Origin of the sequence: Pseudomonas sp. CBZ-4 (assembly GCF_000346755.1) — a bacterium.
GTDB lineage: Bacteria > Pseudomonadota > Gammaproteobacteria > Pseudomonadales > Pseudomonadaceae > Aquipseudomonas.
Genome location: NZ_ANNV01000112.1, coordinates 1 through 25,933, shown reverse-complemented (window position 1 = coordinate 25,933; position 25,933 = coordinate 1). Strand labels below are relative to the sequence as shown.

General features: G+C 60.3%; 21 protein-coding genes and 4 tRNA genes. 17 read left to right on the top strand and 8 right to left on the bottom strand.

The window, feature by feature from the left end; all coding sequences use genetic code 11:
- Positions 1-50: 50 nt before the first annotated feature.
- Positions 51-974 (bottom strand): D-alanyl-D-alanine endopeptidase, encoded by a 924-nt coding sequence (pbpG, locus tag B348_RS0115205; protein ID WP_017736930.1) that lies wholly within the window; start codon positions 972-974, stop codon positions 51-53.
- Between the two features lie 319 nt (positions 975-1,293).
- Here pbpG and B348_RS0115200 point away from each other — a divergent pair, with 319 nt between their 5' ends.
- Entirely contained in the window at positions 1,294-1,989 is a 696-nt protein-coding gene (locus tag B348_RS0115200) for an alpha/beta hydrolase (RefSeq protein WP_017736929.1), read from the top strand.
- 82 nt (positions 1,990-2,071) lie between these two features.
- Here the strand turns inward: B348_RS0115200 and folD are convergent, their stop codons facing one another.
- Positions 2,072-2,926, bottom strand: a complete 855-nt coding sequence (gene folD, locus B348_RS0115195) for a bifunctional methylenetetrahydrofolate dehydrogenase/methenyltetrahydrofolate cyclohydrolase FolD (RefSeq protein WP_017736928.1) — start codon at positions 2,924-2,926, stop codon at positions 2,072-2,074.
- A 279-nt stretch (positions 2,927-3,205) separates the two neighbouring features.
- On the opposite strand from folD, the gene B348_RS0115190 reads away from it, so the two are divergent.
- The 10 genes from B348_RS0115190 to B348_RS0115145 all read left to right on the top strand — a co-directional run bounded on the left by B348_RS0115190 (position 3,206) and on the right by B348_RS0115145 (position 12,622).
- Positions 3,206-3,282: transfer RNA gene (locus B348_RS0115190), tRNA-Arg, on the top strand.
- A gap of 32 nt (positions 3,283-3,314) precedes the next feature.
- Positions 3,315-3,390, top strand: a tRNA-His gene (locus B348_RS0115185).
- 57 nt (positions 3,391-3,447) lie between these two features.
- Positions 3,448-3,532: transfer RNA gene (locus tag B348_RS0115180), tRNA-Leu, on the top strand.
- Between the two features lie 79 nt (positions 3,533-3,611).
- Positions 3,612-3,687 (top strand) — tRNA-His (locus B348_RS0115175).
- Positions 3,688-4,087: 400 nt separating this feature from the next.
- Positions 4,088-5,398: a trigger factor gene (gene tig / locus B348_RS0115170; protein ID WP_017736927.1), complete on the top strand. Its 1,311-nt coding sequence runs from the start codon at positions 4,088-4,090 to the stop codon at positions 5,396-5,398.
- Between the two features lie 91 nt (positions 5,399-5,489).
- The gene (clpP, locus tag B348_RS0115165; RefSeq protein WP_017736926.1) at positions 5,490-6,125 is read left to right on the top strand and encodes an ATP-dependent Clp endopeptidase proteolytic subunit ClpP; all 636 of its coding nucleotides are present in this window, start codon (positions 5,490-5,492) and stop codon (positions 6,123-6,125) included.
- A 112-nt stretch (positions 6,126-6,237) separates the two neighbouring features.
- Positions 6,238-7,521 carry an ATP-dependent Clp protease ATP-binding subunit ClpX gene (clpX, locus tag B348_RS0115160; RefSeq protein WP_017136464.1) on the top strand — a complete coding sequence of 428 codons (1,284 nt, stop codon included), beginning with the start codon at positions 6,238-6,240 and terminating at the stop codon, positions 7,519-7,521.
- 176 nt (positions 7,522-7,697) lie between these two features.
- Positions 7,698-10,094, top strand: coding sequence for an endopeptidase La (gene lon, locus B348_RS0115155; RefSeq protein WP_017736925.1), 2,397 nt, complete (start codon positions 7,698-7,700; stop codon positions 10,092-10,094).
- A gap of 150 nt (positions 10,095-10,244) precedes the next feature.
- A complete protein-coding gene (locus B348_RS1000000130980) occupies positions 10,245-10,517 on the top strand; it encodes an HU family DNA-binding protein (RefSeq protein WP_003174819.1) in 273 nt (90 codons plus the stop codon).
- A gap of 230 nt (positions 10,518-10,747) precedes the next feature.
- Positions 10,748-12,622 carry a SurA N-terminal domain-containing protein gene (locus tag B348_RS0115145; protein ID WP_017736924.1) on the top strand — a complete coding sequence of 625 codons (1,875 nt, stop codon included), beginning with the start codon at positions 10,748-10,750 and terminating at the stop codon, positions 12,620-12,622.
- A 48-nt stretch (positions 12,623-12,670) separates the two neighbouring features.
- On the opposite strand, the gene B348_RS0115140 is transcribed toward B348_RS0115145, so the two are convergent.
- On the bottom strand, positions 12,671-13,828 hold the full coding sequence (locus B348_RS0115140) for an MFS transporter (protein ID WP_026136804.1): 1,158 nt from the start codon (positions 13,826-13,828) through the stop codon (positions 12,671-12,673).
- 115 nt (positions 13,829-13,943) lie between these two features.
- Between B348_RS0115140 and B348_RS0115135 the strand changes: the two genes are divergently transcribed.
- Both B348_RS0115135 and B348_RS0115130 read left to right on the top strand, forming a co-directional pair.
- Positions 13,944-14,843 (top strand): LysR family transcriptional regulator, encoded by a 900-nt coding sequence (locus tag B348_RS0115135; RefSeq protein ID WP_017736922.1) that lies wholly within the window; start codon positions 13,944-13,946, stop codon positions 14,841-14,843.
- Positions 14,844-14,932: 89 nt separating this feature from the next.
- The gene (locus B348_RS0115130) at positions 14,933-15,700 is read left to right on the top strand and encodes a DUF2242 domain-containing protein (protein WP_017736921.1); all 768 of its coding nucleotides are present in this window, start codon (positions 14,933-14,935) and stop codon (positions 15,698-15,700) included.
- Positions 15,701-16,113: 413 nt separating this feature from the next.
- Here the strand turns inward: B348_RS0115130 and B348_RS0115120 are convergent, their stop codons facing one another.
- Together B348_RS0115120 and B348_RS0115115 are read right to left on the bottom strand one after the other, a co-directional pair.
- Positions 16,114-17,148, bottom strand: a complete 1,035-nt coding sequence (locus B348_RS0115120; RefSeq protein WP_017736919.1) for an AraC family transcriptional regulator — start codon at positions 17,146-17,148, stop codon at positions 16,114-16,116.
- Positions 17,145-18,275, bottom strand: coding sequence for a carbon-nitrogen hydrolase family protein (locus tag B348_RS0115115; RefSeq protein ID WP_017736918.1), 1,131 nt, complete (start codon positions 18,273-18,275; stop codon positions 17,145-17,147). The genes B348_RS0115120 and B348_RS0115115 overlap by 4 nt, the downstream gene beginning before the upstream one ends.
- A gap of 212 nt (positions 18,276-18,487) precedes the next feature.
- Between B348_RS0115115 and B348_RS0115110 the strand changes: the two genes are divergently transcribed.
- The gene (locus tag B348_RS0115110; protein WP_017736917.1) at positions 18,488-20,527 is read left to right on the top strand and encodes an NADPH-dependent 2,4-dienoyl-CoA reductase; all 2,040 of its coding nucleotides are present in this window, start codon (positions 18,488-18,490) and stop codon (positions 20,525-20,527) included.
- A 43-nt stretch (positions 20,528-20,570) separates the two neighbouring features.
- Entirely contained in the window at positions 20,571-21,464 is an 894-nt protein-coding gene (locus B348_RS0115105) for a 1-aminocyclopropane-1-carboxylate deaminase/D-cysteine desulfhydrase (protein WP_026136803.1), read from the top strand.
- Here the strand turns inward: B348_RS0115105 and B348_RS0115100 are convergent.
- The 3 genes from B348_RS0115100 to B348_RS0115090 all read right to left on the bottom strand — a co-directional run bounded on the left by B348_RS0115100 (position 21,454) and on the right by B348_RS0115090 (position 24,088).
- On the bottom strand, positions 21,454-22,011 hold the full coding sequence (locus B348_RS0115100) for a cytochrome b (RefSeq protein ID WP_017736915.1): 558 nt from the start codon (positions 22,009-22,011) through the stop codon (positions 21,454-21,456). The genes B348_RS0115105 and B348_RS0115100 overlap by 11 nt on opposite strands.
- A 134-nt stretch (positions 22,012-22,145) precedes the next feature.
- Positions 22,146-22,973: a phosphonoacetaldehyde hydrolase gene (gene phnX / locus B348_RS0115095; RefSeq protein ID WP_017736914.1), complete on the bottom strand. Its 828-nt coding sequence runs from the start codon at positions 22,971-22,973 to the stop codon at positions 22,146-22,148.
- Positions 22,970-24,088, bottom strand: coding sequence for a 2-aminoethylphosphonate--pyruvate transaminase (locus B348_RS0115090; RefSeq protein ID WP_017736913.1), 1,119 nt, complete (start codon positions 24,086-24,088; stop codon positions 22,970-22,972). The genes phnX and B348_RS0115090 overlap by 4 nt, the downstream gene beginning before the upstream one ends.
- A 111-nt stretch (positions 24,089-24,199) precedes the next feature.
- On the opposite strand from B348_RS0115090, the gene B348_RS0115085 reads away from it, so the two are divergent.
- Both B348_RS0115085 and B348_RS0115080 read left to right on the top strand, forming a co-directional pair.
- A complete protein-coding gene (locus tag B348_RS0115085; protein ID WP_017736912.1) occupies positions 24,200-25,057 on the top strand; it encodes a LysR substrate-binding domain-containing protein in 858 nt (285 codons plus the stop codon).
- A 99-nt stretch (positions 25,058-25,156) separates the two neighbouring features.
- Complete coding sequence (locus B348_RS0115080) at positions 25,157-25,864, top strand: YebC/PmpR family DNA-binding transcriptional regulator (protein WP_017736911.1); 708 nt, start codon at positions 25,157-25,159, stop codon at positions 25,862-25,864.
- Positions 25,865-25,933 lie beyond the last annotated feature (69 nt).

Below are 25,933 nucleotides of genomic sequence, written 5' to 3'. Positions count from 1 at the left end.
CCGCAATCGCGGGCAAGCCCGCTCCCACACAAAGCAGCTACCACATCTATTCAGCGGCGCACTTCTGCCGCGTTCGGCCGATTCTTCAGGTTCTTGTCAGCCTTGTAGCGCAACGCCACATCCGGCACCGAACCGCTCTTGCCGGTCTCGACCCAATTGCGAATCCGCCCGGCATCGGCGAAGTGGGTGAATTTGCCGAAGGCATCGAGGATCACCAGCGACACCGGACGATTGCCCATGCTGGTCACCAGCACCAGGCAGTGGCCGGCCTGGTTGGTGAAGCCGGTCTTGGTCAGCTTGATATCCCAGTTGGCGCGGTTGATCAGGTGATCAGTGTTGGAGAAACCCAGGGTGTAGTTGGGTTTGCGGAACGAAACCGTCTTTTCCTTGGTGGTGCTCAGTTGGCTCAGCAACGGGTAATGACGCGCGGCGGCCAGCAGCTTGCTGAGGTCACGGGCGGTGGACACGTTGTGGATCGACAGGCCGGTGGGCTCTACATAGTGGGTGCTGGTCATGCCCAGCGCCTTGGCCTTGGCGTTCATCGCCGCGATAAACGCCGGGTAACCGCCCGGGTAGTGGTGGGCCAGGCTGGCGGCGGCGCGGTTTTCCGAGGACATCAGGGCGATCAGCAGCATTTCTTTACGCGGCATTTCGCTGCCGATCTTCACGCGGGAGAACACGCCTTTCATTTCCGGCGTGTCCTTGATGTTGATGTCGATGTACTCGTCCATGTTCTGCTTGGCTTCGAGCACGATCAAACCGGTCATCAGTTTGCTCACCGAAGCGATGGGTACTACCACGTCGGGGTTGCTGGAGTAGATGACCTTGTTGGTCTGCAAGTCCACGAGCATGGCGCTGCCGGAGGCAATTTGCAGTTTGGACGTGTCACGCGGGGCCTGGGTGGTTTCGGCGGCGTGGGCGAAGGTGCCTGTAAGTGCAAAAAATAGGCTGGCGATAGAGAGACGAATTTTCACGCGGATGAACTCGCTAAAAGTAAGGAAATACCGTTGGTAAACGGGTTTTTTGACAAATGCCGTTACATTTTATGAGTATGGATCAGAAAGTGATAGAGAGCCTTTAAATAAAGGGCCTAAGCCGATGATTGGTAGGGTTTGTAGCGATTTTGTACCGACTGGGAATGTGCAGTCAGGTTGGCGGTTCTCGACACATGCAATCGCACCTGTTTGAGCTTTAATGAACACACCAGAAAACATCTGCAGTCGGGTGCCTGAAGTCATGGTTGGGCACGGTTTCACTCTGCGGACCCTCTTCACTGATCGCGGAGTTCCAGCAATGAGTAATAAACCGACGATTTTGCTTGTTCACGGGTTTTGGGGTGGCGCGGCGCACTGGGGCAAAGTGATTGTCGAGTTGAATCGCAAGGGTTACGCCATGCGTGCGGTCGAGATGCCGCTGACCTCACTGGCCGACGATGCTGAACGTACGCGCAAAATGATTGCCCAGGAAAAAGGGCCTGTACTGCTGGTGGGTCATTCGTATGGTGGCGCGGTCATTACTGAAGCGGGCGACCAACCCAATGTCATCGGCCTGGTCTACATAGCGGCCTTCGCCCCGGATGCCGGGGAGAGCCCGGGCGAGATCACCCAGCGCAACCCGCCCCAGGCGGTGGCGAACCTTGAACCCGACAGTGACGGGTATCTGTGGGTAAAGCAGGGCAAATACCATGAGAGCTTCTGCCAGGACCTGTCTGCCGACGAGGCGTTGGTGATGGCGGTGACGCAAAAGGCACCGCTTGCCAGCACGTTTGGCGATACGGTCACGGCGCCTGCCTGGAAGAAGAAGCCGTCCTGGTATCAAGTGTCCAGCGACGACCGGATGATTCATCCTGAAAACCAGCGGTTGATGGCGGCAAGGCTCAATCCCCGGGGCACGATCACCTTGGCGACCAGCCATGCTTCGCTGGCAACCAAGCCCGCCGAGGTGGCCGCGTTTATTGATGAGGCTGCGGTCGCTGCTTCGAACGCCTGATCCTGGGGGTGTCGTGGCGGGTTTTCTGCCGGCCATAAAAAAGCCCTGCGTGAATGCAGGGCTTTTTCATGGCTGCGGGTTGTCAGTCGTGCAGCGTTTCTGCCGCGTACAGCGTGTTTTCCAGCAGACAGGCGCGGGTCATCGGGCCTACGCCACCTGGTACAGGTGTGATCCAGCCGGCACGGGGCAGGGCGGTTTCGTACACCACGTCGCCGACCAGCTTGCCGTCTTCCTGGCGGTTGATGCCGACGTCGATGACGATGGCGCCTTCCTTGATCCACTCACCTTTCACCAGGCCCGGCTTGCCGGCGGCAACCACTACCAGGTCGGCGCGGCCGACGTGGCCGGCAAGGTCTTTGGTAAAACGGTGGGTGACGGTGACGGTGCAGCCGGCCAGCAGCAGCTCCATGGCCATCGGGCGCCCGACAATGTTGGACGCGCCGACCACCACGGCGTCAAGGCCGTACAGATCGACGCCGGTGCTTTCCAGCAAGGTCATGATGCCTTTAGGCGTGCAGGGGCGCAGCAGTGGGATGCGCTGGGCGAGGCGGCCGACGTTATAAGGGTGGAAGCCGTCAACGTCCTTGTCCGGGCGGATACGCTCCAGCAACTTGGAGGCATCGAGGTGCTCGGGAAGCGGCAATTGCAACAGGATGCCGTCGATGGCCGGGTCGTCGTTCAGGCTGTCGATCAGGTCGGTCAGGGCCTGTTGGGTGGTGTCGGAAGGCAAGTCGTAGGCCTTGGAGATAAAGCCGACCTCTTCACAGTCTTTACGCTTGTGCGAGACATAAACCTGAGAGGCAGGATCGCTGCCGACCAGGATCACCGCGAGGCCAGGCGTGCGCAGGCCTTGCTGGCTACGCTCGGTGACTCGTTTGGCGATCTGCTGGCGCAGGCTGGCGGCGATTGATTTGCCGTCGATAAGTTGTGCAGTCATTACGCGTGATTAACCATCGAGAGGGGGAAGAAATGTGCGCGCATTCTCGCATGCCACGGCGTGAGGGCAAAGGCGCTTGGTCTGCAAATTGCCCTAACCCCTTAAATAAAATGAATTTTTTTCAAAAAAGATTTGACGGCTTTCCGAGGCGTCTATACTATTCGTCGCACTTGTCGGGCACAGCCTAGCACTGGTTAAGAAGGTCGAGCAGAATAGAGTGTTGTTCTGCAAGGCTGGAAGCACTTAGTTTGTAATCCTCCAAGAGTACAGATTAATAAGGCGCCCGTAGCTCAGCTGGATAGAGCATCCGCCTTCTAAGCGGATGGTCGCAGGTTCGAGTCCTGCCGGGTGCGCCATTAGGCAGCTTTGGCACAAGTAGCGTTAGATGGTGGGCGTAGCTCAGTTGGTAGAGCACGGGATTGTGACTCCCGTTGTCGAGGGTTCGATCCCCTTCGTCCACCCCATATTCTGAAAAGGCGCCAGATTAAACGTCTGGCGCCTTTGCTTTAAGAGCTTCAAGCGCGGATGTGGTGGAATTGGTAGACACACTGGATTTAGGTTCCAGCGCCGCGAGGCGTAAGAGTTCGAGTCTCTTCATCCGCACCAATTTCAAGGCGTCGCCCTGCCGCAAGGTGAGGTGAGGTTCAACAAAGAAGATGTTTGAGTTCTTTGTTAATGCAATATGGTGGGCGTAGCTCAGTTGGTAGAGCACGGGATTGTGACTCCCGTTGTCGAGGGTTCGATCCCCTTCGTCCACCCCATATTCGAAAGGCGCCAGATTTAACAGTCTGGCGCCTTTTTTGGTTTTAGCGGTGCAGATTTTCGGCGGCTGCAGGTTCTGGGTCGCAAGGCTAGGGCGCTTCATCGTATTTATGTGTCTCGATGATGCTGCGCTGCCTGCCAGCCCTCCTTGCGGGGTGGGCCGTCAGGGCGATGAATGACGACCTCTTCTATATATAGAAGGGGCGGCGCAGAGCCCTGGCGTGATGGGATGTATTTGTCAGCGGGGCGAGGTGCATCCGTGCCTTCGTACCGATAAATTGCCGGCTGTTTTCGGGCATATTTCCAGCGGGGTGACTTCTTGAGTTTGACCCTCTAGAATGCATGCCCTTGATTGGGGTCGGAAATGGCCGGCTAACGTCTGTGCAACGAGGAATATCCATGCAAGTTTCTGTTGAAAATACTACTGCTATCGAGCGCCGCCTGAGCATTTCCGTGCCGGCAGAGCGTGTTGAGACTGCGGTCAACAAGCGTCTGCAGCAGACTGCCCAGAAGGCCAAGATCGCTGGTTTCCGTCCAGGCAAAGTGCCGATGAGCGAAATCAAGCGTCGTTTTGGTGCCGATGCGCGCCAGGACGCTGTGGGTGACGTGATCCAGGCTTCCTTCTACGAAGCCGTAGAAGCGCAGAACCTGAAGCCAGCTGGCTCGCCTTCCATCGAGCCAAAGTCCCTGGAAGCTGGCAAGGACCTGGAATACGTTGCCGTATTCGAAGTGTTCCCAGAGTTCGAAGTTGCCGGTTTCGAAGGTATCACCGTAGAGCGCCTGAGCGCTGACGTGGCGGATGCCGACCTGGACAACATGCTGGAAATCCTGCGCAAGCAGAACACCCGTTTTGAAGTGACCGATCGCGCCGCTCAGAACGAAGACCAACTGAACATCGATTTCGTAGGCAAGGTTGACGGCGAAGTATTCGCTGGCGGCTCCGCCAAGGGTACTCAGCTGGTGCTGGGTTCCAACCGCATGATCCCTGGCTTCGAAGACGGCCTGGTTGGCGCCAAAGCCGGCGAAGAGCGCGTTCTGAACCTGACTTTCCCTGCTGACTACCAGAACCTGGACCTGGCTGGCAAAGCCGCCGAGTTCACCGTGACTGTCAACAGCGTTTCCGAGCCTAAGCTGCCAGAGCTGAACGAAGAGTTCTTCGCTCAATTCGGTATCAAGGAAGCGACCCTGGAAGGTTTCCGCACCGAAGTTCGCAAGAACATGGAGCGCGAGCTGCGCCAGGCGATCAAATCCAAGGTGAAGAACCAGGTAATGGACGGCCTGCTGGCTGCCAATCCGATCGAAGTGCCTAAGGCCTTGCTGTCCAACGAAGTGGATCGCCTGCGCGTGCAAGCGGTTCAGCAGTTCGGTGGCAACATCAAGCCTGACCAACTGCCGGCCGAGCTGTTCGAAGAACAAGCCAAGCGCCGCGTTGTACTGGGTCTGGTCGTGGCCAAAGTGGTTGAGCAGTTCGACCTCAAGCCTGACGAAGATCGCGTTCGCGAAATGATCCAGGAAATGGCTTCGGCTTACCAGGAGCCTGAGCAGGTCGTGGCTTGGTACTACAAGAACGACCAGCAGCTGAACGAAGTACGTTCGGTTGTGCTGGAAGAACAAGTTGTGGATACTGTTCTGCAGAAGGCTAAGGTGACCGATAAAGCGGTCTCTTACGAAGAAGCAGTCAAACCGGCGGAAGCAGCACAAGCCGACTGATTGTCCAACTCGTTGGAAATACAACCATAAGCCAGCCTCGCGCTGGCTTATGCGTTTTCAAGACATGACTATTTGGGAGTAACTGCAGAGCATGTTCCGTAATTCCTATATTCAGCAGAACTCTGATATCCAGGCCGCTGGCGGCCTGGTCCCGATGGTTGTCGAGCAGTCTGCTCGTGGCGAGCGCGCCTATGACATCTACTCGCGTCTTCTCAAGGAGCGAGTGATTTTCCTGGTCGGCCCTGTAGAGGACTACATGGCCAACCTGATCTGTGCGCAACTGCTGTTCCTTGAAGCGGAAAACCCGGACAAGGACATCCATCTCTACATCAACTCTCCAGGCGGTTCGGTAACGGCGGGCATGTCGATCTACGACACCATGCAGTTCATCAAGCCCAACGTGTCGACCACCTGTATCGGCCAGGCCTGCAGCATGGGCGCATTCCTGCTGACCGCAGGTGCCGAGGGCAAGCGTTTCTGCCTGCCTAACTCGCGTGTGATGATTCACCAGCCACTGGGCGGTTTCCAGGGCCAGGCATCGGACATCGAGATTCACGCCAAGGAAATCCTCTTTATTCGTGAGCGTCTCAACACGCTGATGGCCAAGCACAGCGGTCGCACCTTGGAAGAAATCGAGCGCGACACCAACCGTGACAACTTCATGAGCGCCGAAGCCGCACGTGATTACGGGTTGATCGACGCTGTGATCGACAAGCGCCCCGCTTAATATAAGCCGCTCAAAATAGGGCTGGTCGGCATGTCCGACCACTTGCGGGCTTGAAAAAGCCCGCATAAGCCTTCATCTTGTGTTGCAAGCCTATCGGATTTGGATCGAACGAATGACTGACACCCGCAACGGCGAGGACAACGGCAAGCTGCTCTATTGCTCCTTCTGCGGCAAAAGCCAGCATGAAGTGCGCAAGTTGATTGCCGGCCCCTCGGTGTTTATCTGCGACGAGTGCGTCGACCTGTGCAATGACATCATCCGCGAGGAGGTGCAGGAAGCCCAGGCCGAGAGCAGTGCGCATAAATTGCCTTCGCCTAAAGAAATCAGCGGCATCCTTGATCAGTATGTGATTGGTCAAGAGCGTGCAAAGAAGGTTCTGGCCGTAGCGGTGTACAACCACTACAAGCGCTTGAACCAGCGTGACAAGAAAGGCGACGAAGTTGAACTCGGCAAGAGCAACATCTTGCTGATCGGTCCTACAGGCTCGGGTAAAACCCTGCTTGCAGAAACCCTCGCTCGCCTGCTGAACGTTCCGTTCACCATCGCCGACGCCACCACCCTCACCGAGGCTGGCTACGTGGGTGAAGACGTCGAGAACATCATTCAGAAACTGCTGCAGAAGTGCGACTACGACGTAGAGAAGGCCCAGATGGGCATTGTCTACATCGACGAAATCGACAAGATCTCGCGCAAGTCCGACAACCCGTCGATCACCCGGGACGTTTCCGGTGAAGGCGTGCAGCAAGCCCTGTTGAAACTGATCGAAGGCACGGTCGCTTCCGTACCGCCACAAGGCGGCCGCAAGCACCCGCAGCAGGAATTCCTGCAGGTCGATACGCGTAACATCCTGTTTATCTGTGGTGGCGCGTTCTCCGGTCTCGAAAAGGTTATCCAGCAGCGTTCTACCCGTGGCGGCATTGGTTTCGGCGCGGAAGTACGCAGCAAGGAAGAAGGCAAGAAGGTGGGCGAGTCCCTGCGTGAAGTCGAGCCTGACGATCTGGTCAAGTTCGGTCTGATCCCGGAATTCGTTGGCCGTCTGCCGGTCCTGGCGACGTTGGACGAGCTGGATGAGGCTGCTCTGATTCAGATCCTCACCGAGCCGAAGAACGCCCTGACCAAGCAATACGCGAAGCTGTTCGAAATGGAAGGCGTGGACCTCGAGTTCCGTACCGACGCGCTCAAATCGGTGGCCAAGCGGGCACTGGAGCGCAAGACCGGTGCACGTGGCCTGCGTTCGATCCTCGAAGGCGTATTGCTCGACACCATGTACGAAATCCCCTCGCAGTCCGAGGTGAGTAAAGTGGTGATCGACGAAAGCGTCATAGAAGGCAAGTCCAAGCCACTGTATATCTACGAAAACAGTGAGCCGGCTGCCAAGGCTGCGCCCGACGCGTAAGCGTTTGGCAGTTGCTTTGCAAACAAGGGGCCTCTAGGGGCCCCTTTGTTTTTTTGGGTGAGTTTTAGCAGTGGGATTTTTCCTGCGTTTAACTGCTGGCATTGAGCTTGTTTTTTTCGCAAGCAGCCCCCATCTTGGCTTCAAGCTTATTTTTCATCTGTCATAGAGGCGAAATCATGAAGACCACCATTGAATTGCCTCTCCTGCCGTTGCGTGATGTCGTCGTCTATCCGCACATGGTTATCCCGCTGTTCGTGGGGCGCGAGAAGTCTATCGAAGCCCTTGAGGCAGCGATGACGGGCGACAAGCAGATCCTGCTGTTGGCCCAGAAGAATCCTGCTGATGATGATCCAGGCGAAGACGCCCTGTATCGTGTCGGCACCATTGCCACTGTCTTGCAATTGCTCAAGCTGCCTGATGGCACCGTCAAGGTGCTGGTGGAAGGCGAGCAGCGCGGCGCGGTCGAGCGCTTCATGGAGGTGGACGGTCACCTGCGTGCGGAAGTGGCGCTGATCGAGGAAGTCGAAGCCCCAGAGCGCGAGTCCGAAGTCTTTGTACGCAGCCTGCTCTCGCAGTTCGAGCAGTATGTGCAGTTGGGCAAGAAAGTCCCGGCTGAAGTCCTGTCCTCCCTCAACAGCATTGATGAGCCAAGTCGCCTGGTCGATACCATGGCCGCGCACATGGCGTTGAAAATCGAGCAGAAGCAGGACATTCTCGAAATCATCGACCTGTCCACCCGTGTTGAACACGTGTTGGCGCTGCTGGATGCCGAAATCGACCTGCTGCAGGTTGAAAAGCGCATCCGTGGTCGTGTGAAGAAGCAAATGGAGCGCAGCCAGCGCGAGTACTACCTGAATGAGCAGATGAAGGCCATTCAGAAAGAACTCGGCGACAGCGAGGACGGCCACAACGAAATCGAAGAGCTGAAAAAGCGCATCGACGCCGCAGGCCTGCCCAAGGACGCCCTGACCAAAGCCACTGCCGAGCTGAACAAGCTCAAGCAGATGTCGCCGATGTCGGCTGAAGCCACCGTGGTGCGCTCCTACATCGACTGGCTGGTGCAAGTGCCGTGGAAGGCGCAGACCAAAGTGCGCCTGGACCTGGCCCGTGCCGAAGATATTCTCGACGCCGACCACTATGGCCTCGAAGAAGTCAAAGAACGCATCCTCGAATACCTCGCCGTGCAAAAGCGCGTGAAGAAGATTCGTGGTCCGGTGTTGTGCCTGGTCGGTCCGCCGGGTGTGGGTAAAACCTCCCTGGCCGAGTCCATCGCCAACGCGACCAACCGCAAATTCGTGCGCATGGCCCTCGGCGGCGTGCGTGATGAAGCGGAAATCCGTGGCCATCGCCGTACTTACATCGGTTCGATGCCAGGAAGATTGATTCAAAAGATGACAAAGGTGGGTGTGCGCAACCCGCTGTTCCTGCTCGATGAAATCGACAAAATGGGCAGCGACATGCGTGGCGACCCGGCGTCGGCCTTGCTGGAAGTGCTCGACCCCGAGCAGAACCACAATTTCAACGACCATTACCTGGAAGTCGACTACGACCTGTCCGACGTAATGTTCCTGTGCACCTCCAACTCCATGAACATCCCACCAGCCTTGCTGGACCGGATGGAAGTGATTCGTCTGCCGGGTTACACCGAAGACGAGAAGATCAACATCGCCGTCAAGTACCTCGCGCCCAAGCAGATTTCGGCCAATGGCCTGAAGAAGGGCGAGATCGAATTTGAAGTCGGCACGATCCGCGACATCGTCCGCTACTACACCCGCGAAGCCGGTGTGCGTGGCTTGGAGCGCCAGATCGCGAAGATCTGCCGCAAGGCGGTCAAGGAACATGCGCTGGAAAAACGCTTCTCGGTGAAGGTCACGGCCGACTCCCTGGAGCACTTCCTCGGCGTGCGCAAATTCAGCTACGGCCTGGCCGAGCAGCAGGATCAAGTCGGTCAGGTCACTGGCCTGGCGTGGACCCAGGTGGGCGGCGAGTTGCTGACCATCGAAGCTGCGGTGATCCCGGGCAAGGGCCAATTGATCAAGACCGGTTCTTTGGGTGATGTGATGGTCGAATCCATCACCGCCGCGCAGACCGTGGTGCGCAGCCGCGCCAAGAGCCTGGGGATTCCCCTGGACTTCCACGAGAAGCACGACACCCACATCCACATGCCGGAAGGGGCGACCCCGAAGGATGGCCCTAGCGCCGGTGTAGGCATGTGCACGGCCCTGGTGTCGGCATTGACGGGTATTCCTGTGCGTGCGGATGTCGCCATGACCGGCGAAATTACCCTGCGCGGCCAGGTATTGGCGATCGGTGGCCTGAAAGAGAAATTGCTCGCGGCTCACCGTGGCGGTATCAAGACCGTGATCATTCCTGAAGAGAATGTTCGCGACTTGAAGGAAATTCCTGACAACATCAAGCAGGATCTGCAGATTAAACCGGTTAAATGGATTGACGAGGTCCTGCAAATTGCGCTGCAATACGCGCCGGAGCCCTTGCCGGATGTGGCTCCCGAGATAGTCGCAAAGGACGAAAAACGCGAGTCTGATTCCAAGGAAAGAATTAGCACGCATTAATGCGAATAAGCCTGGGGGCTTCCTTGACAGCTTTTTAGAGCCCTTGTTATAAAGCGGCTCTTATAAGTGTCTGTAGGCCATTCAGCACTGGTTTTTGCTTTCACCAAAAAACTTAGAATCATACTCAATAGATATATAAGGGGACTTAGAGTGAACAAGTCGGAACTGATTGATGCTATCGCTGCATCCGCTGATATCCCGAAAGCTGCTGCTGGCCGTGCGCTGGATGCAGTAATCGAATCCGTCACTGGCGCTCTGAAGGCCGGCGACTCCGTAGTACTGGTAGGCTTCGGTACTTTCTCTGTGACTGACCGCCCAGCTCGCACTGGCCGTAACCCACAGACTGGCAAAGCACTGCAAATCGCTGCTGCCAAGAAACCAGGTTTCAAAGCCGGTAAAGCACTGAAAGAAGCTGTTAACTAAGCTTCGATCCAGCCTTTACCTACCCGGGTCGAACGCAGGTTCGACCTGGCAGCGGAGCGGCAGCAGACCCACGTATCCATCGGGTCGCCAAGCCGGGGGGAGAACGAAAGCCCCCGTCCGCTCCGCCAGTTGCGAGAAGGCGCATCCTTGGATGCGCCTTTCTTATATCCGTACTCTACCCACGCTCCACGGTTGCCAATTTTTGAAGTTCAACCGTTTCTGGGGGACGCATGCTGCAAAATATCAGGGACAATTCACAAGGCTGGATTGCCAAGACCATTATCGGGATCATCGTCGCGTTGATGGCGTTCACCGGTATCGAAGCCATTTTCCAGGCTTCCGGTAACAACAAGCAGGACGTGGCCAAGGTCAACGGTGAAGAGATTACTCAAACCGAATTGAGCCAGGCCGTCGATATGCAACGCCGTCAGCTGATGCAACAGCTGGGCAAGGATTTCGATGCTTCGCTGCTGGACGAAAAACTGCTGCGCGAAGCGGCCCTCAAGGGTTTGATCGATCGTAAGCTGTTGCTGCAAGGCGCTGCGGATTCCAAGTTCGGCTTCTCCGAAGCGGCATTGGACCAGACGATCCTGCTGACGCCTGAGTTCCAGGTGGACGGCAAGTTCAGTCCTGAGCGCTTTGATCAGGTGATCCGTCAGCTGGGCTACAGCCGTATGCAATTCCGTCAGATGCTGACTCAGGAAATGCTCATCGGCCAGGTGCGCGCTGGTATCGCTGGCAGCGGTTTTGTCACGGATGCCGAAGTGCTGGCATTCGCCCGTCTGGAAAAACAGACCCGCGATTTCGCCACCGTCAATATCAAGGCCAACCCGGCTGCGGTGAAGCTCACCGACGACGAGGTCAAGGCTTACTATGACGAGCACGCCAAAGAGTTCATGACCCCGGACCAGGTGGTCATCGACTACCTGGAATTGAAGAAGTCGTCCTTCTTCGACCAGGTCACCGTCAAGGACGAAGAGCTGCAGGCTGCCTATCAGAAAGAAACCGCCAACCTCGCTGAACAGCGTCGTGCCGCGCACATCCTGATTGAAGTCAACGACAAGGTGACCGAGGCGCAAGCCAAGGCCAAGATCGAAGAGATCCAGGCGCGCCTGGCCAAGGGTGCGAAATTCGAAGCCCTGGCCAAGGAGTTCTCCCAGGATCCAGGTTCTGCCAACAACGGCGGCGACCTCGGCTTTGCCGGCCCTGGCGTCTACGACCCGGACTTCGAAACTGCCCTGTACGCGTTGAACCAGGACCAGGTCTCGGCCCCGGTTCGCTCGTCCTTCGGTTGGCACTTGATCAAGCTGTTGGGCGTTGAAGCACCTCAAGTGCCATCGTTTGCCAGCCTGAAAGACAAGCTGACCCGCGAGCTCAAGACTCAACAGGTTGAGCAGCGCTTTGTCGAAGCGACCAAGCAATTGGAAGATGCGGCATTCGAGGCCTCCGACCTGGCTCAGCCGGCATCCGACCTGAAACTGACCGTGCACACCTCCGCGCCATTTGGCCGCGAAGGTGGCGAAGGTGTTGCGGCCAACCGTGCCGTGCTCACCGCCGCGTTCAGCCCGGAAGTGTTGGATGAGGGTGCCAACAGCACCGCCATCGAACTGGACCCGGAAACCATCATCGTCCTGCGTGCCAAAGAGCATCTGAAGCCAACGCAACTGCCGCTGGAAAGCGTAGCAGCAGCGATTCGTGCGCAGATGAGCAAGGACCGTGCAAGCGCAGCAGCCAAGGCTCACGCTGACGAGCTGATCGCCAGCCTGCGTGATGGCAAGACTCCACTGAACCAACCGGTCGATGGCCAGGCGTGGAAAGTGACTGAAGCGGCTACCCGCAATCAGGAAGGTGTCGACCCTGCCGTGCTGCAAGCCCTGTTCCGCATGCCCAAGCCTGCGGCCAAGGACAAGCCGACCTTCACCACCGTGACCCTGGCTGACGGTAGCCTGGTGATCGTGCGCTTGAACGGCGTCAACGAAGCCGCTGCCCCGACGGACGAAGAAAAGGCGCAAATCCGCCGCTTCCTCGCTTCCCGTGTTGGCCAGCAAGACTTTGCTGCGTACCGCAAGCAGTTGGAAAGCCAGGCTGACATCAAGAAGTTCTGATGCCAGCTTGAACAAAAAGCCCTCGGCCTGAAAAGACCGGGGGCTTTTTCATGGGCGTTTGAAAAGGGCCAGGACCATCAACGCCACCACCGCCCACGGAAATGCGATCACTCCCCAGCCCTGCAGCAGCACGCCACCGACTAACCCACCGCCTGCGATGCCCAGGTTCCACACGGTGACCAGCATCGACTGCGCGGCATCCGCCGAGTCGCCAGCGGCCTTGGCCAGGGCCGTTTGCAACAGGGCCGGCAGGCCACCGAAGGCCAGGCCCCACAAGGCCACGGCGAGGTAGATCACGCTCGGCGAAGTGAGCCAGAACGCCAACGCCAGGGCGATCAACCCAAACAGCACGCAACTGATCAGCACCAGCTTTTGCAACCAGCGATCGATCAACACGCCCGTCAGCCAGATGCTCAACAGCGCGGCGAGACCAAAGACCAGCAGCACGCGGTCAATCTCCCCCGCAAGTCCGGCGGGAACCAACAGTGGAGCGATGTAGGTGTAGAGAATGTTGTGGGCCAGCACGTAGGTAAACGTCACCCACAGCACCGGACGAATCCCGGGCAAGGTCAATACCTGGCGCAGCCCGAGGCGCTTGCCTGTAGCTTGCCCGGCAAAATCCGGCAATTGCCAGCGCGCCCATATCAGCAGTACCAGCGTCAGCCCGGTCATGATCGCAAAGCTCAGGCGCCAGCCTACGACGGTCCCGAGCAAGGTGCCTGCCGGGACGCCGAGGGACAACGCCAGCGGCGCCCCCAGCATCGCCACGGCAATTGCGCGGCCTTGCAGGTGTGGCGCGACCATCCGGCTCGCATAACCCGCCAGCAGCGCCCAGAGCAGGCCGGCGAAGACTCCGGCGAAGAAGCGCGCCACCAGGGTCAGCCCGTAATGGCTGGAGAACGCAGTGACGCTGTTGACCAAGGCAAAGCCGCCGATGGCCACCAGCAGTAACGGGCGTCGGCGCCAGCCACGGGTCCACAACGTCAGCGGGATAGCGGCGAGCAGCGAGCCCAGGGCGTAAAGCGTGACCAATTGGCCGACGAGGGCATGTGACACCCCCAGGCCCTCGCCCATTTGTGGCAAAAGGCCGGCGGGCATGGCTTCGGTAAGGATGGTGATAAACCCGGCGAACGCCAGTGCCAATAAACCACCCAGCGGTAGCGTATCGCCCTGGGTTGTCGTTGCGGATTCGGTAAGTGCTGTCATGACGCTGTATCCCTGAAAAAGGCCAAGGAACCAGAGTAGGGGGCTGTGGGTGGCGGAAAAACAGGCTAAGGTTCCGAACTTATCGGACAGCGGCGTCCGTAATGAAGGGAGCATCATGGACAGTCTGGGCAGTCTTTCGGTCTTCGTGCAGGTGGCGGAGGCTCGCAGCTTTACCGCTGCGGGGCGCGTGCTGGGCATTTCTTCCTCGGCGGTAGGCAAAAGCATTGCCCGCATGGAAGAACGTCTCGGCGTGCGCCTGTTCCACCGCAGCACGCGCAGCATCACCTTGACCGCCGAGGGCGCGCTGTTCCTCGAGCGCTCGCGGCGCATCCTGGCCGAAGTCGAGGCCGCCGAGCGCGAACTCACCGAGGCCAGCGCCACGCCTCGGGGCAAACTGCGCATCAGCGTGCCGCAAGTGCGCGGCCTGTTGATGCCGGTGCTCAGCGACTTTATGCGTGCCTACCCGGAGATCGAGTTGGACGTGGATTTTTCCGACCGCATGGTGGACGTGATCGAGGAAGGTTTCGACGCGGTGATTCGCACCGGCAAGCCGGAAGATTCGCGCTTGATGGCGCGACATCTGGGGCATTACCAGTTGGTGCTGGTCGGCACGCCGGGGTATTTCCAGCAACATGGCACCCCGCAACGGCCCCAGGACTTGAGTGGCCACGCCTGCCTGCGGCACAAATTCTGCGCCACCGGCAAGCTGGAGGCCTGGCCGCTGCGCCTCGCACCCGGCGAGACAGAACCCACCTTGCGTACACCCTTGGTCAGCACCACCATCGAATCCCTCAACCACGTGGTGCTCGAAGGCTTGGGCATCGCCTGCCTGCCGGATTACATGGTCAACCAGGCCGTGGGGGAGGGGCGCTTGCAACGGGTGCTGGACGACTGCCTGGAACACCGTGGCAGTTTCTGGATGCTGTGGCCCTCCAGTCGCCATGCCTCAGCCAAATTGCGCGTGTTTATTGATCATATGTGTGCAGGGCTTTTTCCTGCAGGCCCCGGTGTGTAGGCCTGTGACGTTTTACCGACAGGAATGCGCGCGCCAAGGCCTCGTTCTGTTGCACAATACCGCCCGGACCGTTTCTCTCAGGATTTTCAATGTTGACATCATTTCACTTGCGCAGCCTTGGCCTGGCGCTGGTGCTGGCGGGCGCCGCGGGCTGCTCGTCACCCAAGACCGCTATTTATGAACATGAGAATTTCGACGACTCCGGTACGTTTTCCCGTGATTACCCAGTGACGGATGTGGCCGCATGCGAAGCCGCGCGCCGTGCATTGCTGAGTCAGGGCTACATCATTACCAGCAGCGATCCGAAGCTGGTAGTCGGTAACAAGAGTTTCCAGCAGACCGGCGAGAGCCATCTGCAGATCAGCTTCAACGTGGTGTGTGCCGATGATGGCAAGGGCACCAACCACTCGACGATGTTTGCCAACGCCCTGCAGGACCGCTACGCCCTGAAGAAGGTCAACAACTCGGCAAGCCTGGGGGTGGGCGTGCTGGGTTCGGTGTCGATGCCGATTGGTTCTACCGATGATTCGATGGTGAAAGTCGCCAGCGAAACCGTCTCGGCGCCGAAGTTCTACGAGCGTTACTTTGCGCTGGTGGACGTGTTCCTGCCGCAAGAAGTGAAGAAGGCCGAGCATATTCCCGAGCAGCCGAAAGCGGATTTGGGTGTGCCCGAGCCGAAGGCTGCGCCGGTTGCCGAGAAGGTCGAGGCGCCCGCTGCTGCAGAACCGGTGGCCCCACCGGCTGAAGCCGCGCCGATTGCACCTCAGGCAGAACCTGCACCTGCTCCGGCCACAAGCAACCCGGACCTGCCGGCGCCGACCGAAGCGATTCCGCCACTGCCTACTCCCGCGCAGTAACCAGAACTGCTCCCACATCCTGACTTGTGAACACAGTCAAATGTGGGAGCTGGCTTGCCTGCGATGGCGGTGTATCAGCTTGTAGCTCCTTGGCTGACACACCGCCATCGCAGGCAAGCCAGCTCCCACATGTTTCGCCATGTCTCAGTGCATGCCCTCGCCAAAAATCCCCTGTGCTAAATCCGCACTCTGCTGCTACGTTTAATCCTGAAGTGCAGGAACGTCATGACGCCGACTTTTTTTCGTCACAACGGCACTTTAGGCTGGTGATGCAGGTCATTTACCTGCAACCGCTTTTAATTAAACAAGGAGCCCACCATGGACGACTACCAGGAAGAACTGCTTGAGTTCAGCGCGATCGAGTTGGACCCGCTTGAGCCCGCAGATGATGCAACCGAGCTGTAACCCCGACTTCAGGCGGAATGCCGCTGACTGCGGCGAAATTCCCCTGGGGTCTGGTTGTTCCACCGCCTGAACGCCCGTTGAAACGCCTGGGCCGAGGCAAAACCGAGCAAGTAGGCGATTTCGCCGAACGCCAACTCCGTGTCGCGAATGTAGGTCATGGCCAGGTCGCGACGGGTGTCGTTGAGAATCGCGCGGAACTGAGTGCCTTCTTCGGCCAGTTTGCGGCGCAGCGTCCAGGTCGGCAGCTTCAAGCGTGCCGCCACTTCTTCCAGGTCGGGTTCCCGGCCGCCATTGAGCATCGGCCCGAGCAACCGGGTAATGCGCTCGCGCAGGCTGCGGGTGCGGGTCAACTGCTCCAATTCCCGTTCACACAGTTGCAACAACAAGTGCCAGGTGCTGGGGCAATGCTGTGGATTGCGCAGGGCCAGGGTCTGTTGGTTCAGACGCAGCTGGTTGGATTCGGCGCCAAACTGGATCGGACCCTCGCCCAGCACGCGGTACGCGTCGGCGTAGTCCGGCGCGGCAAACTCGATTTCGATACGTTGCGCCTGCACGGGCTGCTGGGCCAGGCCTGACAATTGGTGCAGCCAGCCGGCGATGATCGAGTCCACCACAAAGCGGTTGTAGGCATTGTAAGGGCTGATGGAGTAGAACCGCAGCCAGGCGCCCTCGGCATCCTCATGAAAGCTCGACTGACCACGGTAGTTGGAGCCGTACAGCGCTTCGAAGCGCGTCAGCGTGCGCGCGGCTTCCCGCACGTTGGGCGCCTGGGCGGCAGTGACCCCGGCGAGCCCGGCCTGGCTCAAGCGGCTGAGCAGGCCCATGCGCAGGCCCAGGCCCGGCTCGCCCGTGAGTTGGATGGCCGCATGGCCCAGGCGCATGTAACGCGGGATGGATAAGCGTGCGCCCGCTTCCGCGAGGCGCGCCGGGTCCAGGCCGTATTGCAGCAGCAGCGGTTGTGGGTCCACGCCATGGCTTTGAATGGCATCGGCCAAGGTGTGCACAAAGCCCACCGACAGATCCCCCAGGCGTACCGGCTTCACAGCCAGAGATTCAACAAACGTGCGCCCCGGGCTTCACCATCGGCGCTGATCTGCCCGTTGTTGCTGAGGAAGCTGTGGCCGGCGGTGCCCAGGTCCCAGAACTGCCCGCGCAGGAACACGCTCATGCCGGCGGTGGCCTGGCTGATGGGCTGCTGGCTGATCAGGGTGAGGCGGCGCCAGGCCTCGCCTTCACTGAGTTCTTCGGGCTTGAGGCTGATCTCCGGCGGGGTGGACACGCTTTTAAAGCCGCGCCACGGTCGGTCCCAGGTATCGCGACCGAGCACAAAGGCGGGTACTGCAATCAGTTGCGCGCCGTGTTCGTTGAGTTTGCGGTAGTTATCTGGATACCAGCTGTCACTGCCCACCAGCACGCCAAGGCGCCCGGCCGGAGTGTCGACCACGCTGACGACGTTCTCATCGCCGGGCGTGATAAAGCCGCGCTCATCGTAGATCGGGTAGAGCTGGCGCTGCGGCTGGCCTACTGGCAAACCCTCGGCGTTGAACACCAGGCTGGCGTTGTACAGCGCGCCATGGCCGACGTGCAACTGGCCCTGGCTGACGCTGGGGTTGGGCAGCGCAATGGAGCCGGCCACCAGGGTGACGCCGAACTCCTTGGCCAAACCGCCGAACAGCACCTGATAGTCACGCGCCATGCCGGTGGCTTTCATACGCAGGTACGCGTCGTCGGTGCGGTTGTCGCCCGTGGCGCTGAGCCATGCACGGGCAAACAGCAGCGGGTTGCTGGCCGACAGCCAGTTCATCGCGTCCTTGGCGTGCAGGGCCTGGTACACCTCGTTTTTTTCGCCGGTGAGCATCAGCCAGGTGCCGATATGTTCCGGCAGCACGACGATGGTTTTCTGGTTGATGAGCCCTTGTTCCCGGGCGTTTTGCAGGTACGCCGCGAGTTTCAGGTGCAGGCGTTCCAGGCTTTGATAGTCGGCGGGGAACAGCTCCGGCTGGATGCCCAGCAAGTTGCCACGCTCGGCAGGCTCGCCTTCGTTGACGGCGAGGGTGATGCGCAGGTCCGACAGGTAATGCGCCACGGGGCGCTCCTGGGTCCAGACCAGATACGCGGCGACGGCGGCAACCAGGGCCAGGGTGACGGTGAACGCTAGAAGTTTACGCATGGGGCAACAGACAACAGACCGTGTGCAGGGTTCGCCGACTAGGTTAGGGCCCAAGGATCGGCTTGCCAAGGGGCGCTGCGCATTTGGATCAATAACTTGTCAGTTTCGGTCATTGAGGCGTAGTCCAGCGAATCATAGTCTGTGGGACATAAACCGATGGCACACCGTTCGAGTGCGCCACGTCCCGTGATGATCCGTTGTGGAGCTGTACCATGACCGCTGCTTCCTACCCGCACCTGCTGGCCCCGTTGGACCTGGGTTTTACCACCTTGCGCAACCGCACCCTGATGGGCTCGATGCACACCGGCCTGGAAGAAAAACCCGGCGGTTTCGAGCGCATGGCGGCCTACTTTGCCGAGCGCGCCCGTGGCGGCGTGGGCCTGATGGTCACCGGTGGCATTGGCCCGAACGATGAAGGCGGCGTGTATGCCGGCGCGGCCAAGCTGACCACCGACGACGAAGCGCAAAAACACAAGATCGTGACCCAGGCCGTGCACGACGCGGGCGGCAAGATCTGCATGCAGATCCTCCATGCCGGCCGTTATGCCTACAGCCCCAAGCAGGTGGCGCCGAGTGCGATCCAGGCACCGATCAACCCGTTCAAGCCCAAGGAACTGGACGAAGAGGGCATCGAGAAGCAGATCCAGGACTTTGTCACCTGCTCGCTGCTGGCCCAGGTCGCCGAGTACGACGGCGTGGAAATCATGGGTTCCGAAGGCTACTTCATTAACCAGTTCCTCGCCGCTCACACCAACCACCGTACCGACCGCTGGGGCGGCAGCTACGAAAACCGCATGCGCCTCGCGGTGGAAATCGTGCGCCGGGTGCGTGAGGCCGTCGGCCCGAATTTCATCATTATTTTCCGTCTGTCGATGCTCGACCTGGTGGAAGGCGGCAGCACCTGGGAAGAAATCGTGCAGTTGGCCAAGGCCATCGAACAGGCCGGTGCGACGATTATCAACACTGGTATCGGCTGGCACGAAGCGCGCATCCCGACCATCGCCACCAAGGTGCCGCGTGGCGCGTTCAGCAAGGTCACGGCCAAGTTGCGCGGTGCGGTGCAGATCCCGCTGATCACCACCAACCGGATCAACACCCCGGAAATCGCCGAGCAGATCCTCGCCGAAGGCGATGCGGATATGGTCTCCATGGCACGGCCGTTCCTCGCCGACCCGGAGTTCGTCAACAAGGCGGCGGCCGGGCGCGCCGATGAGATCAACACCTGCATCGGCTGCAACCAGGCCTGCCTGGACCACACCTTTGGCGGCAAGCTGACCACCTGCCTGGTCAACCCACGGGCGTGCTACGAGACCGAGCTGAACTACCTGCCGGTCAAGCAGATCAAGAAAATCGCCGTGGTCGGTGCCGGCCCCGCCGGTTTGGCCGCGGCGACGGTGGCTGCCGAACGTGGCCACCAAGTGACGTTGTTCGATTCCGCCAGCGAGATCGGCGGCCAGTTCAACATCGCCAAGCGCGTGCCGGGCAAGGAAGAGTTTTTCGAAACCCTGCGCTACTTCAAGCGCAAATTGCAGACCACCCATGTCGAGCTGTGCCTCAACACCCGCGTGGATGTCGAGCAACTCAAGGCGGGCGGTTACGACGAGATCATCCTCGCCACCGGCATTGCGCCGCGCACCCCGGCGATCCCGGGCGTCGAGAACGCCAAGGTGCTGAGCTACCTGGACGTGATCCTGGAGCGCAAACCGGTGGGCAAGCGCGTGGCGGTGATCGGTGCCGGTGGTATCGGTTTTGACGTGTCGGAATTCCTCGTGCACCAAGGCGTGTCTACCAGCCTGGACCGTGAAGCGTTCTGGAAGGAGTGGGGCATCGACACCCAGCTGCAAGCCCGTGGCGGTGTGGCCGGGATCAAGCCGCAGGTGCATGCGCCGGCGCGTGAAGTGTTCCTGCTGCAACGCAAGGCGTCCAAGGTCGGCGACGGCCTGGGCAAGACCACCGGCTGGATTCATCGCACCGGCTTGAAGAACAAGCAGGTGCAGATGCTCAACAGCGTCGAGTACCTGAAAATCGATGACGAAGGCCTGCATATCCGCATCGGCGCCGAGGGTGAGCCCCAGGTGCTGGCGGTGGACAACATCGTCATCTGCGCCGGCCAGGACCCGCTGCGCGAGTTGCAGGACGGCTTGGTCGCCGCCGGCCAGAACGTGCACCTGATTGGCGGCGCCGACGTGGCGGCCGAGCTGGACGCCAAGCGCGCCATCAACCAGGGCTCGCGACTGGCCGCCGAGCTGTAAGGCGACATAGACTACGGGCCCTTTGCGCACAGAGATGCACCCGATGGGCCCGTACGACTGGCTTCCCCACGCCCCCCACGCCCCCCTCGAACCCTTGCACCTGGACTGGCTGCAAGGCGTCGAGTTGGCCGTGCTGCGCCTGGACCGCGTCGATCCGCTGATCAGCGGCAACAAGTGGTTCAAGCTCAGCGGGCACCTGGCGCAAGCGCAGGACGCCAAGGGCATCATCAGCCTCGGCGGTGCCTGGTCCAACCATCTGCATGCGTTGGCGGCGGCGGGGAAACGCTTTGGTTTCACCACCGTCGGCCTGTTGCGTGGGCATCCCCAAGACACACCCACCGTGCTCGACCTGAAAGCGCTCGGCATGCAGCTGCATTGGCTGGGTTATGGCGGTTATCGCGCGCGCCATGAGCCGGGATTCTGGTTGCCGTGGCGCGAACAATATCCCGATCTTCACCCCGTGCCCGAAGGCGGCGGCGGGCTAGCGGGAGCCATGGGGTGTTGCGTGTTGGTAGAGCAGGCGCGGGCGCAACTGCATACGCTGGGCTGGGCCGACTACGACGGCTGGTGGTTGGCGGCGGGCACCGGCACCACATTGGCCGGGCTGGTGCTGGCAGAGGCGGGCGCCCACCCGGTGTACGGCGCCATGGCGGTGCCGGACGACCACGGCGTGGCGCAGAACGTTGGGGCGCTCGTGCAGGGCGGTTATGAGCTGCTGGACGCCAGCCGGGGCGGTTTTGCCAAAGTCGATCCAGAGCTATTGGCGTTTATCGAGCACACCGAAAAAACCTGCGGGCTGCCACTGGAACCGCTCTACACCGGCAAAGCACTGATGGCCCTGAAGCAACAGATCGAGGCCGGGCGTTTCGCCCCCGGCACTCGCCTGATCTTCATCCACACCGGCGGCCTGCAAGGTCGCCGCGGCTTCAAGGGTTAGCGCGCTTGCCCGGCATCATGCGCAACGCGGTGTTGTCCCGCAGGATGTAGTGGTGGCCAATCCCCGCCAACGCATGCAGGCCGATCAACCAATACCCGGCTTTGCCGAACCACACGTGCCAGCCTTCAATCTCCTTGGCCAGCGCCTTGTTCTCGGCAATCAGCGGCGGCAATTCCATGCCATAGAACATCACCGAATGGCCCTCGGCACTGACGATCAGCCAGCCGGCAATCGGCATGCCGATCATCAACGCATACAGCGCGAAGTGCATCAGCGTCGCCAGCAGGCTTTGCCATGGCGGCGGCGCCGGCACGATCTTCGGCGCCACGCCCAGGCTGCGGGCAAACAGGCGTAGCCACACCAGCACAAACACCGTGAGGCCGAGCATGAAGTGCATCTCGACAATCAACGTGCGTGCGCCGCTGCCTTTGGGAAACTGGCCGCGCAATTCAATGCAGGCGTAGACCACCGCCAGCAGCACCACCATCAACCAATGCAGTGCAATCGACATGGTGCTGTAACGCGTATCGGAGTTTTTCCACGGCATTGCTGGGTTCCTCACTCATCAGGGCAAACAGTTACTTCACGGAATAGCAGTGCGTTCTTGAGTGACGCAGTGACTTAACTGTATGCCGGTTTTGAGCGGCGCGCCTGGCACAAATGCCTTTGTCTTGACCTCCATCAGTCGCTTTGTGGCATTTCCCCACGGGCCAACCGCGCGTTGATATCAGCGATCACTCCCGGCAGGTCGTTGATGGTGTCGATCAGGTAGTGCGGGCGCGAGCCTTTGAACAGTGTTTCGATACGCGTGCGCTCGCTGGCCAGGGTGGCGTTATCAAGGGCACGGAATTGCGCGTAGCTCAGGCCCAGTGCGTTGCCGGAGCAGGTCAGCGCCACGGTCCACATGCCGGCACGGCGGCCTTCGAGGATGCCCGGCACGGTGTCGTCGACCTTCACGCACGCCGCCACATCGTCGATGCCTAGGGCAATCACGTTGGCCAGGGCCTGGGCGGGCCAGGGGCGGCCGTTGGGCACTTCGTCGGTGGCGACCACGTGGTCGGCGACGTAGCCGTTGGTCGCAGCCAGGGCGACGACCTTGTCCATCACTGGCTTGGGGTAGCCGGAGCAGGAACCGATCTTCAGGCCCAGGCCCCGCAGGGCGGCGATGGTGTCGAGGGCGCCGGGGATCAGTGCCGAGTGCTCGGCGATTTTTTCGATCTGCAACGGCATGAAGCACAGGTAGATCGCGGTCACGTCGTCGTCCGTCGGCGTACGGCCAAAGACCTGGCGATAGCGTTCGGCGACCTGCGGCTGGTCGCAAAGGGTGCGGATATGGTCCCACTTGCCCATGCCCATCGGGCCACGGGCTTCTTCGATGGACACTTGCACGTCGAACTCGGCAAACGCCTCGACAAAAATCTGCGTGGGCGCGAACGAGCCGAAATCGACCACGGTGCCGGCCCAATCGAGGATCACGGCTTGCAGGGTGTTGGGGTTTTGATAGTTCATGCTGGCGATCCGGTAGATGAAAGAGTAATGCCCATGGCGTGCAATGCTTCGCCGATGGCGGCGACGGCGGCATGCATCTCGGCAGCGTCAACGTGGCCGATGCAGCCGACGCGGAAGGTGTCCACCTGGGTCAATTTGCCCGGGTAGAGGATGAAACCCTTGGCCTTGACCCGCTCGTAGAAGTCCTTGAACTGGTAGCGCGGGTCGTGCGGCGCGTGGAAGGTGACGATGATCGGGGCCTGGATCGCCGCCGGCAGGAAACTGCGCAAACCCAGCTCGGCCATGCCCTCCAGCAGCACCTGGCAGTTGCGCGCGTAGCGTTGCTGGCGCGCGGGCAGGCCTTCCTCCGCGTATTGCAGCAATGCTTCGTGCAGGGCGGCGACCACATGGGTCGGCGGGGTGAAGCGCCATTGGCCGGTCTTGGCCATGTAGGCGTGCTGGTCGAACAGGTCCATTGCCAGTGAATGGCAGTTGCCTTGGGCGGCGGCCAATGCCTGTTTGTCGGCGAAGACAAACCCCATGCCGGGCACCCCTTCCAGGCATTTACCCGATGCAGCGATCAGCGCGTCGAAAGGCACTGCGCGGGCATCGATGGGCAGGGCGCCGAAGGAACTCATGGCGTCGATGATCAGGCGCTTGCCGTGGTGTTTCACCACCTGGGCGATTTCGGCCAAGGGGTTGAGGATGCCGGTGCTGGTTTCGCAATGGATCAAGGCGACATGGCTGATGGCCGGGTCGGCGTGCAGCAGGCGGTCGACATCGGCGGCGGTGGTGGGGTGGTCTTCGGCGGTTTCAAAAGTGCTGAAGTCGCGGCCGAGGACTTCGCAGATCTTCGCCAGGCGCTGGCCGTAGGCGCCGTTGATCAGCACCAGCACCTTGCCATGGCGCGGCACCAGGGTGCCGATGGCGGCTTCGACGGCAAAGGTGCCGCTGCCTTGCAACGGCACGCAATGATGGCTGGCGGCGCCGTCGATGATCGCCAGCAATTGCTCGCAGACGCTGGCGGTCAGTTGGTTGAAGCGTTCATCCCACGAGCCCCAATCCACCATCATCGCCTGGCGGGTGCGGGCGGAGGTGGTCAGGGGGCCTGGGGTGAGCAGGATAGGCGCGGTCATTGCAGGTCCTCGTCAAGCGTTCGGTTCAAGCTACGGCGCCTAAATTGCAGTTTGGCTTGTTATCAATCAAATTGTTTGTTGTTATGCGAGCTATCAGTGAGGCCGATAGCGATGAATCTATTCCAACTGCGTGCATTCGATGCCGTGGCCCGCGAGGGCAGTTTTACCCGGGCGGCGGCGCGGCTGTTTATCAGCCAGCCGGCCGTGACCGGGCATATCAAGGCGCTGGAGGAGCACTACCAGATCCCCTTGCTGCGGCGCACCGCGCGACGGGTCGAGTTGACCGAGGAAGGCGCGCGGCTGGCGGCTATCACCCGGGCGATCTTCGGCCTGGTGGACGAGGCGCAGACGATGCTGGAAGCCAACCGCCAATTGCTCACCGGACGCCTGGAAGTGGCGGCCGACGGCCCGCACCTGGTGATGCCGATGATCGCCCGCCTGCGTGCGCGTTACCCCGGCATCACCGTCAACCTGCGCCTGGGCAATGCCCAGGAAACGTTGGCGGCGTTGCTGTCGGAGCATGCGGATGTGGCAGTGCTGACCGAGGTGGAGCCGCGCAACGGCCTGCATCTGCAAGCGCTGGGCGAGTCACGCATCTGCGCGCTGGTGCCCGTCAACCATGCCTGGGCCACGCAGGCGGCGGGCATTCGCCTGGAGCAACTGCACGAGCAGATCATGGTGCTGCGCGAGCCCAGCTCCATTACCCGGCGCACCTTTGACGACGCCTGCCAGGCGGCGGCGGTGGCGCCCAAGGTGTTGCTGGAACTGGACAGCCGCGAGGCGGTGAGCGAAGCCGTCGCCGCTGAATTGGGGGTGGGGGTGGTGTCATCCATGGAGGTCAGCCCGGACCCGCGCGTCAAGGCGATCGCCCTGCAAGGCGCTGGGCTGGTCAACCGGCACATGCTCGGCTGCATGGAACGGCGGGGCTCATTACGCCTGATCCAGGCCTTTTTCGAGTTGGCGCCCTGACGGTTTTTTGGTGGAACGTTGCGTTTTTGCCCTATAAACTCTGCCTCCAAAGCGCCGGCCAGTAGACGTCTCGGCGCCATGGATATTAGAGAGTGAGTCATGGGCGCACAGTGGAAAGTCAAACATAAAGAAGCGGCATCCAATGCCAAGGGCAAGATCTTCGGCAAGCTGGTGAAAGAAATCACCATCGCCGCCCGCAACGGTGCCGACACCGCCACCAACGCCCACCTGCGACTGGTGGTGGAACAGGCCAAAAAGGCCTCGATGCCCAAGGAAACCCTGGACCGCGCCATCAAGAAAGGCGCAGGCCTCTTGGGTGAAACCGTGCAGTACCACCGCGTGACCTACGAAGGTTTCGCGCCGCACCAGGTGCCGTTGATCGTCGAGTGCGTCACCGACAACATCAACCGCACCGTGGCGGAAATCCGCGTGGCGTTCCGCAAGGGCCAACTGGGTGCTTCCGGTTCCGTGGCCTGGGACTTCAACCACGTCGGCCTGATCGAGGCCTCGCCGGACACCCCGGACGCTGATCCCGAGATGGCCGCCATCGAAGCCGGCGCCCAGGATTTCGAAGACGGCGAAGAAGCAGGCACCACCTTGTTCATCACCGAAACCACCGACCTGGATGCCGTACAGAAAGCGCTGCCGGAGCAGGGTTTCACCGTGCTGTCGGCCAAGCTGGGCTACATCGCGAAGAACCCGGTGAGTGGTTTGACCGATGAGCAGATGGCTGAAGTCGAGGCGTTCCTGGAAGGCCTGGACAACCATGACGACGTGCAGGATATGTTCGTCGGCCTGGCTGGCTGATTTCTAACAGGCTAAATGCCGTTCAAAATGTGGGAGCTGGCTTGCCTGCGATAGCGGTGGGTCAGTTTG

Coding starts and splice junctions, on each gene's coding strand:
- B348_RS0115130 (WP_017736921.1), top strand. CDS start 14,933: ATGTTGACATCATTTCACTTGCGCAGCCTTGGCCTGGCGCTGGTGCTG.
- B348_RS0115115 (WP_017736918.1), bottom strand. CDS start 18,275: ATGCGTAAACTTCTAGCGTTCACCGTCACCCTGGCCCTGGTTGCCGCC.
- phnX (WP_017736914.1), bottom strand. CDS start 22,973: ATGAACTATCAAAACCCCAACACCCTGCAAGCCGTGATCCTCGATTGG.
- clpX (WP_017136464.1), top strand. CDS start 6,238: ATGACTGACACCCGCAACGGCGAGGACAACGGCAAGCTGCTCTATTGC.
- clpP (WP_017736926.1), top strand. CDS start 5,490: ATGTTCCGTAATTCCTATATTCAGCAGAACTCTGATATCCAGGCCGCT.
- tig (WP_017736927.1), top strand. CDS start 4,088: ATGCAAGTTTCTGTTGAAAATACTACTGCTATCGAGCGCCGCCTGAGC.
- B348_RS0115080 (WP_017736911.1), top strand. CDS start 25,157: ATGGGCGCACAGTGGAAAGTCAAACATAAAGAAGCGGCATCCAATGCC.
- B348_RS0115085 (WP_017736912.1), top strand. CDS start 24,200: ATGAATCTATTCCAACTGCGTGCATTCGATGCCGTGGCCCGCGAGGGC.
- folD (WP_017736928.1), bottom strand. CDS start 2,926: ATGACTGCACAACTTATCGACGGCAAATCAATCGCCGCCAGCCTGCGC.
- B348_RS0115105 (WP_026136803.1), top strand. CDS start 20,571: ATGGGCCCGTACGACTGGCTTCCCCACGCCCCCCACGCCCCCCTCGAA.
- B348_RS0115110 (WP_017736917.1), top strand. CDS start 18,488: ATGACCGCTGCTTCCTACCCGCACCTGCTGGCCCCGTTGGACCTGGGT.
- B348_RS0115135 (WP_017736922.1), top strand. CDS start 13,944: ATGGACAGTCTGGGCAGTCTTTCGGTCTTCGTGCAGGTGGCGGAGGCT.
- B348_RS0115100 (WP_017736915.1), bottom strand. CDS start 22,011: ATGCCGTGGAAAAACTCCGATACGCGTTACAGCACCATGTCGATTGCA.
- B348_RS0115140 (WP_026136804.1), bottom strand. CDS start 13,828: ATGACAGCACTTACCGAATCCGCAACGACAACCCAGGGCGATACGCTA.
- lon (WP_017736925.1), top strand. CDS start 7,698: ATGAAGACCACCATTGAATTGCCTCTCCTGCCGTTGCGTGATGTCGTC.
- B348_RS0115200 (WP_017736929.1), top strand. CDS start 1,294: ATGAGTAATAAACCGACGATTTTGCTTGTTCACGGGTTTTGGGGTGGC.
- B348_RS0115090 (WP_017736913.1), bottom strand. CDS start 24,088: ATGACCGCGCCTATCCTGCTCACCCCAGGCCCCCTGACCACCTCCGCC.
- B348_RS0115145 (WP_017736924.1), top strand. CDS start 10,748: ATGCTGCAAAATATCAGGGACAATTCACAAGGCTGGATTGCCAAGACC.